The 13,446-nt window shown below is 69.3% G+C and carries 9 protein-coding genes; 4 read left to right on the top strand and 5 right to left on the bottom strand.

Annotated features, from left to right (window positions below; genetic code table 11):
- The first annotated feature begins 9 nt into the window (after nt 1-9).
- From gatA to WFQ67_RS08400, 4 genes are all read left to right on the top strand, one after another.
- Nucleotides 10-1,461, top strand: a complete 1,452-nt coding sequence (gene gatA / locus WFQ67_RS08415) for an Asp-tRNA(Asn)/Glu-tRNA(Gln) amidotransferase subunit GatA (RefSeq protein ID WP_337056585.1) — start codon at nt 10-12, stop codon at nt 1,459-1,461.
- A gap of 11 nt (nt 1,462-1,472) precedes the next feature.
- On the top strand, nt 1,473-2,918 hold the full coding sequence (gatB, locus tag WFQ67_RS08410; protein ID WP_213628545.1) for an Asp-tRNA(Asn)/Glu-tRNA(Gln) amidotransferase subunit GatB: 1,446 nt from the start codon (nt 1,473-1,475) through the stop codon (nt 2,916-2,918).
- Between the two features lie 87 nt (nt 2,919-3,005).
- Nucleotides 3,006-3,389 (top strand): septal ring lytic transglycosylase RlpA family protein, encoded by a 384-nt coding sequence (locus WFQ67_RS08405; protein ID WP_213628544.1) that lies wholly within the window; start codon nt 3,006-3,008, stop codon nt 3,387-3,389.
- 19 nt (nt 3,390-3,408) lie between these two features.
- Complete coding sequence (locus tag WFQ67_RS08400) at nt 3,409-3,795, top strand: carboxymuconolactone decarboxylase family protein (RefSeq protein ID WP_263152887.1); 387 nt, start codon at nt 3,409-3,411, stop codon at nt 3,793-3,795.
- 265 nt (nt 3,796-4,060) lie between these two features.
- Here the strand turns inward: WFQ67_RS08400 and WFQ67_RS08395 are convergent, their stop codons facing one another.
- The 5 genes from WFQ67_RS08395 to WFQ67_RS08375 are packed head-to-tail and all read right to left on the bottom strand — an operon-like array spanning nt 4,061 to nt 13,417.
- Nucleotides 4,061-4,861, bottom strand: coding sequence for a YfaP family protein (locus tag WFQ67_RS08395; protein WP_213628542.1), 801 nt, complete (start codon nt 4,859-4,861; stop codon nt 4,061-4,063).
- A gap of 4 nt (nt 4,862-4,865) precedes the next feature.
- Nucleotides 4,866-6,485, bottom strand: a complete 1,620-nt coding sequence (locus WFQ67_RS08390; RefSeq protein ID WP_337056626.1) for a DUF2300 domain-containing protein — start codon at nt 6,483-6,485, stop codon at nt 4,866-4,868.
- A 28-nt stretch (nt 6,486-6,513) separates the two neighbouring features.
- Nucleotides 6,514-11,082 (bottom strand): alpha-2-macroglobulin family protein, encoded by a 4,569-nt coding sequence (locus tag WFQ67_RS08385; RefSeq protein ID WP_337056584.1) that lies wholly within the window; start codon nt 11,080-11,082, stop codon nt 6,514-6,516.
- Nucleotides 11,079-11,756 carry a DUF1175 domain-containing protein gene (locus WFQ67_RS08380; RefSeq protein ID WP_213628540.1) on the bottom strand — a complete coding sequence of 226 codons (678 nt, stop codon included), beginning with the start codon at nt 11,754-11,756 and terminating at the stop codon, nt 11,079-11,081. The genes WFQ67_RS08385 and WFQ67_RS08380 overlap by 4 nt, the downstream gene beginning before the upstream one ends.
- Nucleotides 11,726-13,417, bottom strand: a complete 1,692-nt coding sequence (locus WFQ67_RS08375) for a DUF2138 domain-containing protein (protein WP_263152884.1) — start codon at nt 13,415-13,417, stop codon at nt 11,726-11,728. The genes WFQ67_RS08380 and WFQ67_RS08375 overlap by 31 nt, the downstream gene beginning before the upstream one ends.
- Nucleotides 13,418-13,446: the final 29 nt, after the last annotated feature.

Raw genomic sequence — 13,446 nt, 5'->3', positions numbered from 1 at the left:
GGTTACAGCATGCATCAATTGACCCTGGCCGAGATCGCCCGCGCGCTGGCCGCCAAGGAATTTTCCTCCGAGGAACTGAGCGGCGCCCTGCTGGCGCGCATCCAGGCCCTCGACCCGCAACTCAACAGCTTCGTCACCGTCACCGCCGACCAGGCCCTGGAACAGGCCCGCGCCTCCGACGCCCGTCGTGCCGCCGGCGAGAACGGTGCCCTGCTCGGTGCGCCCATCGCCCACAAGGACCTGTTCTGCACCCAGGGCGTGCGCACCAGCTGCGGCTCGAAGATGCTCGACAACTTCACCGCGCCCTATGACGCCACCGTGGTCGAGAAGCTCAAGGCCGCCGGCACCGTCAGCCTCGGCAAGCTGAACATGGACGAGTTCGCCATGGGCTCCTCCAACGAATCCAGCCACTACGGCGCCGTGAAGAACCCCTGGGCGCTCGACCGCGTCCCCGGTGGCTCCTCGGGCGGCTCCGCCGCCGCCGTCGCCGCGCGCCTGGTGCCCGGCGCCACCGGCACCGACACCGGCGGCTCGATCCGCCAGCCCGCCGCCTTCACCAACCTCACCGGCATCAAGCCCACCTACGGCCGCGTCTCGCGCTGGGGCATGGTCGCCTACGCCTCCAGCCTCGACCAGGGCGGCCCGCTGGCCCGCACCGCCGAGGACTGCGCCCTGCTCCTGGGCGCCATGGCCGGCTTCGACCCGAAGGACAGCACCAGCGTCGACGCCCCGGTGGACGACTACCTCGCCGCCCTCGCCCAGCCCCTGGCCGGCCTGCGCATCGGCCTGCCGAAGGAATACTTCGGTGCCGGCCTCGACGCCCGCATCGGCGCAGCCGTCATGGCCGTGGTCGAGGAGCTGAAGAAGCTTGGCGCCACCGTCAAGGATGTCTCGCTGCCCAACATGCAGCACGCCATCCCCGCCTACTACGTGATCGCCCCGGCCGAGGCCAGCTCCAACCTCTCGCGCTTCGACGGCGTGCGCTTCGGCTACCGCTGCGAAGACCCCAGGGACCTGACCGACCTGTACAAGCGCTCCCGCGCCGAAGGCTTCGGCAGTGAAGTGAAGCGCCGCATCATGGTCGGCACCTACGCGCTCTCCGCCGGCTACTACGACGCCTACTACCTGAAGGCGCAGAAGATCCGCCGCCTGATCAAGAACGACTTCGTCCAGGCCTTCGAGGGCGTCGACCTGATCCTCGGCCCGACCACGCCGAACCCGGCCTGGAAGCTGGGCGAGAAGAACAACGACCCGGTCGCCCAGTACCTCGAGGACATCTACACCATCACCGCCAACCTCGCCGGCCTGCCGGGGCTGTCCATGCCCGCCGGCTTCGTCGACGGCCTGCCGGTGGGCGTGCAGCTGCTCGCGCCCTACTTCCAGGAAGGACGCCTGCTCAACGTGGCCCACCAGTACCAGCAGGTCACCGACTGGCACAAACAGGCCCCGGCCGGATTCTGAGGACGACACACATGCAATGGGAAACCGTGATCGGGCTGGAAATCCACGCACAGCTCAGCACCCAATCGAAGATCTTCTCCGCCAGCGCCACCACCTTCGGCGCCGAGCCCAACACCCAGGCCAGCCTGGTTGACCTGGGCATGCCCGGCGTACTGCCGGTGCTCAACGCCGAGGCCGTGCGCATGGCCGTGAAGTTCGGCCTGGCGATAGACGCCGAGATCGGCGAACGCAACGTCTTCGCCCGCAAGAACTACTTCTACCCGGACCTGCCCAAGGGCTACCAGACCAGCCAGATGGACCTGCCCATCGTCGGCAAGGGCCACCTGGACATCACCCTGGAAGACGGCACCACCCGCCGCATCGGCATCACCCGCGCGCACCTGGAAGAGGACGCCGGCAAGAGCCTGCACGAAGACTTCCACGGCATGACCGGCATCGACCTCAACCGTGCCGGCACCCCGCTGCTGGAGATCGTCTCCGAGCCGGAGATGCGCAGCGCCAAGGAAGCCGTCGCCTACGCCAAGGCGATCCACGCCCTGGTGCGCTACCTCGGCATCTGCGACGGCAACATGGCCGAAGGCTCGCTGCGCTGCGACTGCAACGTCTCGGTCCGCCCCAAGGGCCAGGCCGAGTTCGGCACCCGCCGCGAGATCAAGAACGTCAACTCGTTCAAGTTCATCGAGCGCGCCATCAACACCGAGATCGCCTGGCAGATCGACGAGCTGGAATCGGGCCGCAAGATCGTCCAGGAAACCGTGCTCTACGACGTGGCCGCCAACGAAACCCGCTCCATGCGCAGCAAGGAAGAGGCCAACGACTACCGCTACTTCCCCTGCCCCGACCTGCTGCCGGTGGTGATCGAGAAGAGCTTCCTCGACGAAGTCCGCGCCCAGTTGCCGGAGTTGCCGGTGCAGAAGCGCGAGCGCTTCGAGAGCCAGTTCGGCCTCTCCGCCTACGACGCCAGCGTGCTCTCCGCCAGCCGCGAGATGGCCGACTACTTCGAGGCCGTGCAGCGCACCTGCGGCGACGCCAAGCTGGCCGCCAACTGGGTGATGGGCGAGCTCTCCAGCCTGCTCAACAAGGATGGCCTGGAGATCGAGCAATCGCCGGTTTCCGCCGAGCACCTGGGCGTCATGATCCTGCGCCTGAAGGACGGCACGATCAACGGCAAGGCCGCGAAGACCGTGTTCGCCGCCCTGGCCGAAGGCGAAGGTTCGCCCGACGAGATCATCAAGGCCCGCGACCTGGTGCAGAACACCGACAGCGGCGCCGTCGAGAAGCTGCTCGACGAGGTGCTCGCCGCCAACGCCGAACAGGTCGAGCAGTACCGCGCCAGCGATGAAGCCAAGCGCGGCAAGATGTTCGGCTTCTTCGTCGGCCAGGCCATGAAGGCGGCCAAGGGCAAGGCCAACCCGGCCCAAGTGAACGAACTGCTGAAGAAGAAGCTCGAAGCCTGAGCCCGCTAGCCCAGTGGGCCCCGCACATGCGGGCCCACTGGGTAATGGCAGGGCAAAAGGACCGATTCGCCTCCATCAGGTGACGCCATGCAGCGACTGTTCTGCCTTCTCGCTTTCTCCGGCCTGTTGACCGGCTGCTCCTACCTTCCCTTCGAACGCGACAGCGAAACCCCGGGCGACTACCGCGCCGAGGGCCGCGCCTCCTTCTACGGCGCGCGCCACCATGGCCAGAAGACCGCCAGCGGCGAACGCTTCGACCAGAACGCCCTGACCGCCGCCCACCGCACCCTGCCCTTCGGCACCCGGGTCAAGGTCACCAACCTCGACAACGACCGCAGCGTGGTGGTCCGTATCAACGATCGCGGCCCCTATGCCCGCACGCGGATCATCGATGTCTCGAAGAAGGCCGCCGAAGCGCTGGGCATGATCCGCTCGGGCGTGGTGCCGGTGCGCGTCGAAAGCCTCAGATGAACCCAAGCAGGAAACCGCTATGAGCGAAGCACGCAAACCCGGCGTCCAGGTCCGCCGCGAAGTCATGGGCGACACCTTCGTCGACCGCGCCCTGGGCAATGCCACCGAATTCACCCAGCCGCTGCAGGACTTCGTCAACGAACACGCCTGGGGCGGCGTCTGGAACCGTGAAGGGCTGGACCGCCGCACCCGCAGCCTGATCACCCTCGCCGCCCTCACCGCCCTGAAATGCCCCCAGGAGCTCAAGGGCCACGTGCGCGGCGCGCTGAACAACGGCTGCACCGTGGAAGAGATCCGCGAAGCGCTGCTGCACTGCGCCGTCTATGCCGGCGTCCCCGCCGCCATCGACGCCTTCCGCGCCGCCCAGGAAGTCATCGACGCCTGGCAGGCCGACCAGAAGGCCTGATTTAGCGCCTATAGGTTGGCGCCGAGCGCAGCGAGACCCAACGATGCGCGGCTCGACGTCGCTGCGCGGGACAGTGGGAGCGAATTCATTCGCGAAGAGGGCCAACTCGGGCGGCGTTCCGCGAGCTACGCGCCATACCCGCCTCCGCCTGGTGGAGGTAAAAAGCGACCTCCACCCTACGCAACGATCATGTCCGAGCGATGCGGCATGTGTAGGGGCGACTTCAGTCGCCCAGCGGCGCACAGCGCCACCAAACACCTACCGATCAGGGATAGCTGAAGCTCTTCACCAGGGTCAGCTCCCCCGGCTGGCGCATGGGCACGAGGAAGCTCTGCTGCTTCTCGTTGGGCGTGCCCTCTTCGCTGATCACGGTGATCTGGCCGATGGTCAGCGCCTGCCCCGGCGAGCTGCTGCCGTCCTCGTCGCTGCGGTAGCCGCCGCCGTAGTAGTTCACGTAGACCAGGTACTGGCCCTTGAGCGGGGTCGGGGTGGCGATCATCTCCGGGCCGTAGCCGGTGGTCACGTCCACGTCCAGCGCCGCGCCGTTGGGCAGGGAGCGCTCGCCGTACCAGACATGGCCGCCGTCCGGGGTCACCAGGTGCAGGTCGAGGTCGGTGTTGTCGCTGTCCCAGGACAGCACCACGCGCAGGCGTGCCGATACCCCGCCGCGGCCGAGGCTGTAGAACTGCACGCGGCGCTTCTGCTGGCCGTCGGGGCTCTGCACCTCGACGCTGTTGCTGCCGGCCGGGAACACGAAGGGGCGGTCGAAGCCGCCGTCCTCGTTGATCTTCAGCGGCATGTCGATGCCGTTGACCACCAGCCGGCCCGGGCCTTGCGGCGCCTTCGACAGGCCGCTGATGGCGCCCTTGATCCGAGCGGTATCGGCCTGGTCCTCGGCGACGTTCACCGAGGACGCGGGGTAGTTGACCTGCTGCATGAAGTGCGCGCCGTCGCCGCTGCCCTCGCGCCAGCCGCCGCGAGGCGTGTCGATGCGCACCTCGGCACTGGCGGCCAGGGGGATCAGGCTGAGAAGCAGGGGGGCGAGGTATCCGGGGCGCAGGCGCATGGGGTCATTCCAGTAACAGGTGGCGGGCGAGGCGTTCGACATAGTCTTCGTCCTGGCCATTGGGGTGGGCCTCGAAGGCCAGGTGCAGGTATTCGTGGGTCAGGTCGAGGCGGTCCTGCAGGGAGAACAGGCCGCGCACGAAGATGCGCCGCCGCTCGCGGTCGACATGGGGCTTGCCGGAGGCCAGGCGGCACACGGCGAACTGCTGGATCTCGTCGTAGCCGGGCTCGCCGTCCAGGGTGGCGCGCCAGCCGCGACGCTGCGTGCGCAGCCACTCCTCGGCGTTGGGCAGCGCCTGGCAGGCGGCCACAGGCTTGTCCCAGCGGCTGAGGCTGGCACGGGGGAAGGCGCGGGCCAGGATGGCGTCATAGCGCAGGCCTTCGCCGGCCTGCTGCACCGCCTGCTGCCAGGCCAGGCGATCCGGGCCCGGCTTGTCGCTGTGGTAGGTGACCGGGCTGCCGGCCAGCACCAGGTCGGCGGTCCAGGCGACGATGGCGCGGGCCTCGGCCGTGGCCGGGCGCGGTGCGACGCGCTGGCTGGCGCTGCTGTCGTCGATGGTCAGGCAATCGCCGCGACGACCCGCGTTCTGCTGCAGGTAGCTGCGGATGGCCACGGCCAGGGCCTTGGCCGCTTCCGCCGGCTGCGCCGAGGCCTCGCGTTGCAGCACGCGGGCGACGTAGTCCTCGCGCTGCAGATGGGCGGTGAGCTGCAGGACATCGCCCTGGCGCTCGAGGAACAGCTCGCCATCGCTCTCGATGGGCAGGCGGTTGCCGTTGGCGAACTCCACCTCGTAGCGCCCGCGGAGCATGCCCGGTGCCACGGCGGCCGCTTGAGCTTCGTGGCGCACCTGGCGCACCGGGTAGCGGGTAAACAGGCCGACCTCGACGCAGGCACCGGTTTCCGCCGGCCAGGTCGTGGGCAGCGTCTGCCCGAGCACCTCGGCGTAGTCCTTGAGCACGCGCTGGCTGGTCCCCGGGCCACCGGCCCAGATCGGCGTGCCGTCGGCCAGCCAGCCGGCGAAACCACCCTGGCGCGCCTGGGCATCGCCATCGGCGAGCCAGCTCCAGGTCTTGGCGCGCAGGCGCCCGCCAAGGGCACCCAGCGCGGCGGAATCGGGCGCGGCCAGGGGCACGTCGAGCAGCACCTGGCGTGCCTGGGCCTGGGCCGGCAGGTGCGCCAGTTCGTCCAGCAGCTCGCTCACCGGCACCCGCGCCTGCGGCTGCAACTGGTCCAGTCGCTGCAACCAGCCGGCGCCCTGGCGCTCGCGCCAGTAGCGCGACCAGTCGGCGGGATCGAGGTGCAGGTCGGGGGAGGAGAAATACAGGCCGCAGGACTTCACCAGCGCCTGGTCCCGGTCGATGCGCTCGCCGGGGTTGCAGCAATAGACCTCGTCGCGGTCCTGGCCCTTGCACTGGTAGCCGGGGTCGGGACGCGCGTTATCCACGAGGTAGGCGTAGACGAACAGTTTCCACAGGCTGCCCAGGGGCGTCTGGCGCTCGGCGGGCAGGGCCCCGCGCGTGAGCACCCGGCTGCGGTCCAGCTGCAGCAGCTCGTTGCCCTGGGGCCCGCGCCAGGCGAGGCTCAAAGGCGCCTCGCCGGCGTGCAGCAGCGGGGCCGCCAGCATCAGCAGGGCCCCGGCCAGGTGTCGCGTCCTAGTCAACCTTGATCCGTCCGAGCGCCGGTTCGCTCTCCAGCGCCTGCTCCTGGGGAGCGTAGAGGCGCTGGTAGCGGGCCGGCGGCAACTCGAAGGAGCCTTTCTGCGAGAAGCGCACCAGGTGCTGCAGCACCACGCTACCCTGCAGGCTGTCCACCGGCACCGCGTAGAGCAGTTGGCCCGGCTCGTTGCGTGCACGCTCCAGGGTCTCGGCTTCCTCGCCACCCAGGCCGGAGATCTTGATGCCCCAGGTGGTGCGCTCGACATCGGCGCCCGGCGGCAGCGGCACTTCCAGCATGCCGTAGCGCAGCGCGCGCTCGCCCTTGCTGGTGAGCACGATGGTGTCCAGGTAGAGGTCGTCGCTGGAGATGTCCTCCGGCTTCACCTCCTCGGCGGTGAAGCTGAAGGGCTCCTCGCCGGGCACCAGGCGCATCAGGCTGCGGGAGATTTCCACGTCCAGCTTCGCCGGGGTGGCCTGGGCGCTGTTGAAGTCCAGGCGCACGTCCACCGGGTGCGGCAGGTCGGCCGGCAGTTCCAGTTCAACGGGCACGCCCTGGCCTTGCCACAGCCAGTAGCCTTCGCCGCTGGTGCCTTCGGCCGCGCGCCAGTCGCCCTGGGGCTTGAGCGCGATCGCTTCGTCGTCCTGGCCGAGGGAACGTTGCAGCCAGGTCAGCGCCAGGGCGCGTTCCAGGGTGGCCTGGCCAGGCGCCAGGCGCTTGAGCAGCGCGGCGGCGCGTTGGCGATCGGCACCGTTGACGTACAGGCCGACGGCCTCGGTGAAGGGTTGCTGGCTGGCGGCCAGGCGCTCGCGGGCGGCGGCGGCCTGGGCGGCCAGTGCGTCCGGCACCTTGGCCTGCACCTGGCGCGCCAGGCCGAGGGTGAGCACCCGCGCGGTGGCGAGGCCCAGGGCCGAATCCGGCGCGGCCATGACCAGGCTCTGGCTGCCGTCGTCCGACAGGGCCTGGTCGCTGCCCTCCCCGGCGGCCGCCAGGTCGGCCATCAGGCCTTCCATCAGGGTGTTGACCGGCAGCTGCATCTCGCGGGCGAAGCCGAGGATCAGCGCACGCTGCAGCAGCGGCGTGGTCGGCGCCTGGGCGGCATAGACGTCCAGCACGCGCTGCCAGTGCTCCGCCGGCAGCTGCACCTCCAGCGCGCGGCTGGCGTACCAGTCGGCGTAGTAGGCATAGGCGGTGAGGAAGGCATCGGCATCCGCCTCGTCACCCCACCAGGTGAAGGACGCCTCGGGGCCGGCCATCTGCACCAGGCGCAGGCGGCTGTTCTGCATGATCAGGCGCAGGCGGTCGCGCACGCGCGGCTCGCCCTGGGCCAGGGTCGGGTAGGCCAGGGCCAGCGGCAGCAGGCGACTGGCGGTCTGCTCGACGCCGCCGTAGGGGTAGCCGAGCAGGTCATCGAGCGCGCCCTTGAACAGGGAGCGGCCGCTGTCGTCGAGGCGCAGGCGGATGGCGCTGGCGTCGGCCGGCAGGCCCAGTTCGGTCTTGCCGGCGTAGGCGACGACGGTCTTCGCCTGGGCGCTCTGCCAGCCGCTGGCGGCCAGGTGCAGGGCGACGTCGAGGGCGTCGACGACCTGGCCGTCCTGAACCAGCTCGGCGTGGAAGTCGCCATTCACCAGGGCGGTCTCGGCCAGCGGCAGGTAGTTGATGCCCTTGGCCAGTTCCACCGGAGTGCGCTGTTCCTGGCCGTTGTAGCGGGTCACCAGTTCGGCCTTGGCACCGGTTTCCCCCTGGTTGAAGGCGAACAGGCCGAGGGCCGGCTTGTCACCGCCACGGTAGGTGGCCGGGCCGCTCCATTTCAGGTACAGCGGCTTCTCGGAACGCACGAACTGGCGCTTCTGGCCGACCTGGCCGTCGGCGTTGACGGCGCGGGCGGTGATGCGCCAGCGGGTCAGCGAGTCGGGCATGCGGAAGCTGAAGCGCGCCTTGCCGTCGGCATCGGTGACGAGGTCGGGCTGCCAGGCGGCGGTGTCGACTTCCTCGCGGCGCGGGCGCTCCAGCACCTTCACGCCACGGTCGCTGCGGTTGGCGCGGCCCGGGGCGCTCGGCGTGCCGGGCAGGGCCAGGTCGTAGGCGATGAAGGACAGGCTGGCGCTGGTGCGCACGTTGTTGCGGCGCGGGTGGTAGAAGAACTGGTCGATGCCCGGGGCGATCTCCGGCTGCAGCGCGTAGATCATCTCGTCCACCACGCTGACGGTGAGGCGCGAGGCGGTCGGCTTGCCGGCGTAGCGGGTGGTCAGCTCGACGGTGACCAGGTCGCCGGGGCGGGCGGTTTCCTTGTCGGCGACGATCTGGATGTCGATCTGCGGCGTCGCCACCTTGATGCCGGCGTTCTGGAAGCTGTAGTCGCCGCCACGGGTGTAGAGCGCAGAGAAGGTGATGTTCGGCGAGAAGGTCTCGCCCACCGGGATGCGCGCGCGGTACTGGGTATCGGACAGGCGCTCGATCTTCAGCCAGTCGCCGCCCTTGGACAGCAGCGCGGTGGCCTCGACCTTGTCGCGCTCCAGGGTCAGCAGCGCATCGCTCACCGGCTCCGGGAAGGTGATCAGGGCCAGGGCCTCGTCACCGGCCTGGTACTCGGCCTTGTCCAGCACGATCTCGATGGTGCCGGCCACGGCCTTGACGCCATCGCCGCTCACCGAGTGGCCGGTGGCGCCGAGGATCAGCCCGTGCTCGTCCTTGAGGGTGATGCTGTAGGTGCCGGGGCGCTCGAACTTGAGGTCGAAACCTTCATCCCCTTCACCCAGGCTGCCGCTGTGGCTGCTCTGGTCCTCCAGGAGTACCCAGTCGTAGCGCGCGGGCTTGAGCTCGGTCGGGCGCTCGCTGCGGTAGGTGAAGCGCACCGACTCGCCGGCGCTGCTGAAGCGCTGCGGGGCGGTCAGGGCGTAGCGGGCGGCGCCACGCTCGATGAGGATTTCCTTGCTGGTCTTGACCCGGTACGCGGCGCCATCGCTGGCGAACACGGTGAGCAGGTAGCGGCTGGGCTTCTCGGCCGCCGGCAGGTCGATCTCGGCACGGCCCTTGGCGTCGGTGGTCAGTTCGCTGGTGCTCAGCTCGATGGGGAACTGGCCGAGGTACTGCAGTTCGTTGTCGATCATCGACAGCTGCTGGGCGCGCAGGCTCAGTTGCAGTTTGGCGTTGGCCACCGGCTTGCCATCCGGGTAGAGCAGCACCAGGGCGCCCTTGACCGGCTCGCCGGTGCGGAAATCGGGCTTGGCCAGGTCCAGCGACACCTCGAAGTGCGGCTTGATGTACTCGGCGACGCGGAAGGCGCTGCTGTAGATCTGCTCGCGATAGGTGAAGCGCAGCTCGTAGCCGCCGGCCACGGCGTTCTGCGGCAGCTGGAAGCGGCTGGCGGTGCCGGACCTGGAGTCCAGGTTCAGGTCGAGGGTCTGCAGCTGGGTGCCGTTGGCATCGAGCACCGCGAGCTTGATCGGTGCGGCGCTTGGCGCCACCGAATCACGGGCGTTCTTGAACTCGCGGCCGACGATCTTCACCTCCACCCAGTCCCCCGGGCGGTACAGCGGCCGGTCGGTAAAGGCGTAGAGCTTGGTGTCGTAGATCTCGCTGTCGTAATAGAAGTTCTCGGAGACGAACACGCCGCCCTCGGCATCCTCGCCCAGCAGGTAGGAACGTTCCGGGCTGGCATGGCCGAGGCGCAGCAGGCCCTCGGCGTCGGTGCTGCCGCTGGTCATCACGCCCAGGCCGTCGGTCCACAGCACCTTGGCCCCGGCGACCGGGGTGCCCTGGTGCTTGTGCGCCGTCCATACCAGCAGCTCGCCGCCGGCGATCTTGCTCACGGCGACGGTGTTGGAGACGAACACCACGGTGGTGGCGCGGTACTTGCCGACGATGGCCTCGGCCAGGTACAGGCCCGGCTTGAGCTTGCCCAGCGGGATGTAGACGTTGCCCGGCTGGACGTTGGTGAACTGGCTCGAGGAGCCGGCCAGCTCGACGCCCTTCGGCGGCTCGATGGGCTTGGCTTCCCACAGCGGGTAGCGGAACTGCTCGACCAGGGGCAGGCCCTTCATGGGCGCGTACTGCACCTGCGGGGTGAATTCGGTGGGCTGGCGGATGGCGTCGCCCATCTTCAGCTCGGGCGCTTCCTCGGTGACCTGCTTGCGCGACTCGTAGGAGAAGGCGCGCTGCATCACCCGCCGCGACTTGCGGTACCAGTTGTCCCACAGGTAGCCGAGGGTGTTGGACAGGCCCTCGCCCTTGAAGTCGCCCTCGGCGACCACCCGGTGCAGGTTCTTCTGGCGCTTGAGGAAGTCCAGCGGGTTGTCGATGCGGTACACCCGCACGTCGACGCCGCCGTAGCCTTCCATGCGGTAGCGGCGGTAGTCGCGGCCCGGTGCCTCGAGGCGCACCTTGGCGACCTCGTCGGCGGCGAAGCTGCTGTCGGCCAGGAGGAAGAAGGATTCCCCCGAGAGCGGCGTGTAGCCGCTGGAGGGCACTTCGTCATCGGCCTGGCTGCTGCCGAAGGGCAACGCCAGGGCGAGCAGGGCCGTCGCCGACAGGGTGGCGGCGCGGCGCAGCAGGCGGGCGGCAGTCATCGGGAGAGGAAGTGCAGCCGATAGATGCCGATAAAGTTGGGGTTGGATTCGTCGGGGATCCATCGGGTGTCCTTCCATGTCATGAGTTGTTGCAGGCTCACGGAGCGCATGCCGTTATCGGTCGGCGTGGTGGTTCCGGTGTGGTACGCGATGTCGCGCCCCATCCAGATCATCAGGTGCTGCTCGTCGCCCTGGTCGAAGAAGATCAGGTCGCCGGGCCGCGCCTGGTTGAGGTCACGGCCGGCGAACCGGCTGTTGTACTGGATCAGCTTGATGGCATTCACATAGGGCCCGACCTTTCCGCCGCCCTGTTGCCAGGTCTGCGCCAGGCGGCGCTGGCCGTCGGTCAGGTCCAGCTCCGGCGGCAGGTAGCGGTTGGACAGGCCGTTGGCGCGCAGCCACTTGCCGTCGTGGGGCTTGAGCGCCTCGTTGGCGGCGAAGCGCACCAGGCCGGCACAGTCCTGCTGGTGCCAGCGCGGGCTCGGCCCCTGGCGCAGCTGCTCCTGGGCGATGCGCACGAACCAGGCGCGGAACACCTGGGACTGCTCGGCGTCCAGTGCGGGGACGTCCTCGGCGCGCACGGCCAGGCTCCACGCCATCAACAGCGCGGCAAGGCCCAGCGGCAGGCGAGCCAGTGCACGGGTCACAGCGGGCGCCACTCCAGCGGCAGCCATTGCCAGTCGGAACCGGTCTTGGTGCCCGCAGGCAGCGCCAGGGCGTACTTGCCATGGCCACCGAGGGCCCGCAGCTTGGGCAGCAGGTGGGTTTCGGCGGCGTTGCGGAACACCGGCTCGTAGTTGCTCGGCAGGCTGTCGAGGGTCTCGCGCTCGAGCAGCTTCGACAGGCCGTCGGGGGCCATGAAGGCCGGCACCAGGGCGTCCTTGGGCAGGGTCTCGGCCAGCGGCGGGAAGCGCTTGTCGAGGGTATCCAGGCCCTTGGTCACCAGCTTGTCGTCGAGGGAGAACAGCAGGGTGTCGCCATGGCGCGCCAGGCTCACGCGGAAGAAGCCGCTGGAGCCCAGGGCGTCCGGGTTGGCGTTCTCGCTGGCCGGGTACTGGCCGAAGTTGGAGCCGACATCGCGGGTCCAGCGACGGGTCTCGCCCTGGGTCTGGTCGTCCACCGGGAAGCGGCCACCCTCGACATAGGGCTCGTAGGCGCCGATCACCGAGCCGAACAGGCCCTCGATGGCGGTATCGAGCTCAGGCGTCACCTTCTCGCCCAGCTGGGTGACCAGCAGCGGCGAGTGCAGGCGCGATTCGGCGTACCAGCAGAGGCCGGCCGATCCGTTCAGGCGCTTCTCCAGCTCGGCGGCGACCTCCTTGCCGGCACCGACGCGGTCCAGCAGCTTGCCGGGTACGCCCGGTGCCACCGGCAGCGCCACGCAGGCACTGGCGCCCATGGGCATGGCCTTCCAGATGGGGGCGAAGTCGAAGGCCGGCTGGTCGTCGACGTCGTTGAGGGCGACGTAGCTGTGCCAGCCCTTGTCGTCCATCTCGAAGCGCAGCCCGGCGAAGGACGGGAAGAAGCGCTGATAGCCGAAGGCGACGTACTCGCCGCCCAGGGCGATGCGCTGCTGCTCGGTGCCGCGGGCATCCAGGCCGAAGCGCTCGGGGAAGGGGTTCTCGCCTTCCAGCAGGGATTCCACCGACTCGGTGGCGTCCTTGGCCAGTTGGCCGGCTTCATCCATCAGCATGCCGGGGCTGGACAGCACCAGCAGCTTGTCGCCGTGGCTGGCCAGCAGCACGGAGCGGTCGCCCAGGTAGCTCAGGCGGTAGAGCGGTACGGAGTCGCCGTCCACGCGCAGCTCGCCGGCCTGGCTCAGCTGGCTGTCGTCGAGGGCGACGTGGGCCAGGGGCTCCAGCACCCGCGCCAGGCCACCGCGCTCGATGGTCAGCAGCACATGCTTGAGCTTGCCATCGGCGCCGCGCCACAGGGCGACTTCGGCGGGCTGGTCGAGCAACTCGTCCAGCAGCGTGTCCTGCAGCTTGAGGTCACGCTCGTAGATGATCCGCCGCAGGCTGCCGGACAGGCCGAGGCGGTCGGCGTTGTCCTGGTAATAGAAGACGAAGTCCTCGGTGAGGGTGTCGCGCAGCAGCGGCACGGCGAGGATGTCCTTGGGCAGGCGGCTCAGCGAGACGCTCTCGATCAGCGCATCGGGGCGCTTCAGGTCGAGGCCCAGGGCGCTCTTCTCGGCCAGCTCGCGCGGCGGTTCCTTGGAGCACCCGCCCAGCAGGCCGAAGGCGGCCAGCGGCAGCAGCAGGCCGGCGGCAAGGGCGCGCGGGTGGCGTGCCAGGGCCGGGCGGCGGGCCGGTTCGGGTGTGGTGGTCTGGCTCATGTCGAATAACCCCAGTTCATCCAAGCGTC

The sequence above is a fragment of the Pseudomonas sp. USHLN015 genome (assembly GCF_037153275.1).
In the GTDB taxonomy this organism is placed as follows: Bacteria; Pseudomonadota; Gammaproteobacteria; order Pseudomonadales; family Pseudomonadaceae; genus Metapseudomonas; species Metapseudomonas tohonis.
This window is presented reverse-complemented; position numbering and strand designations above follow the sequence as displayed.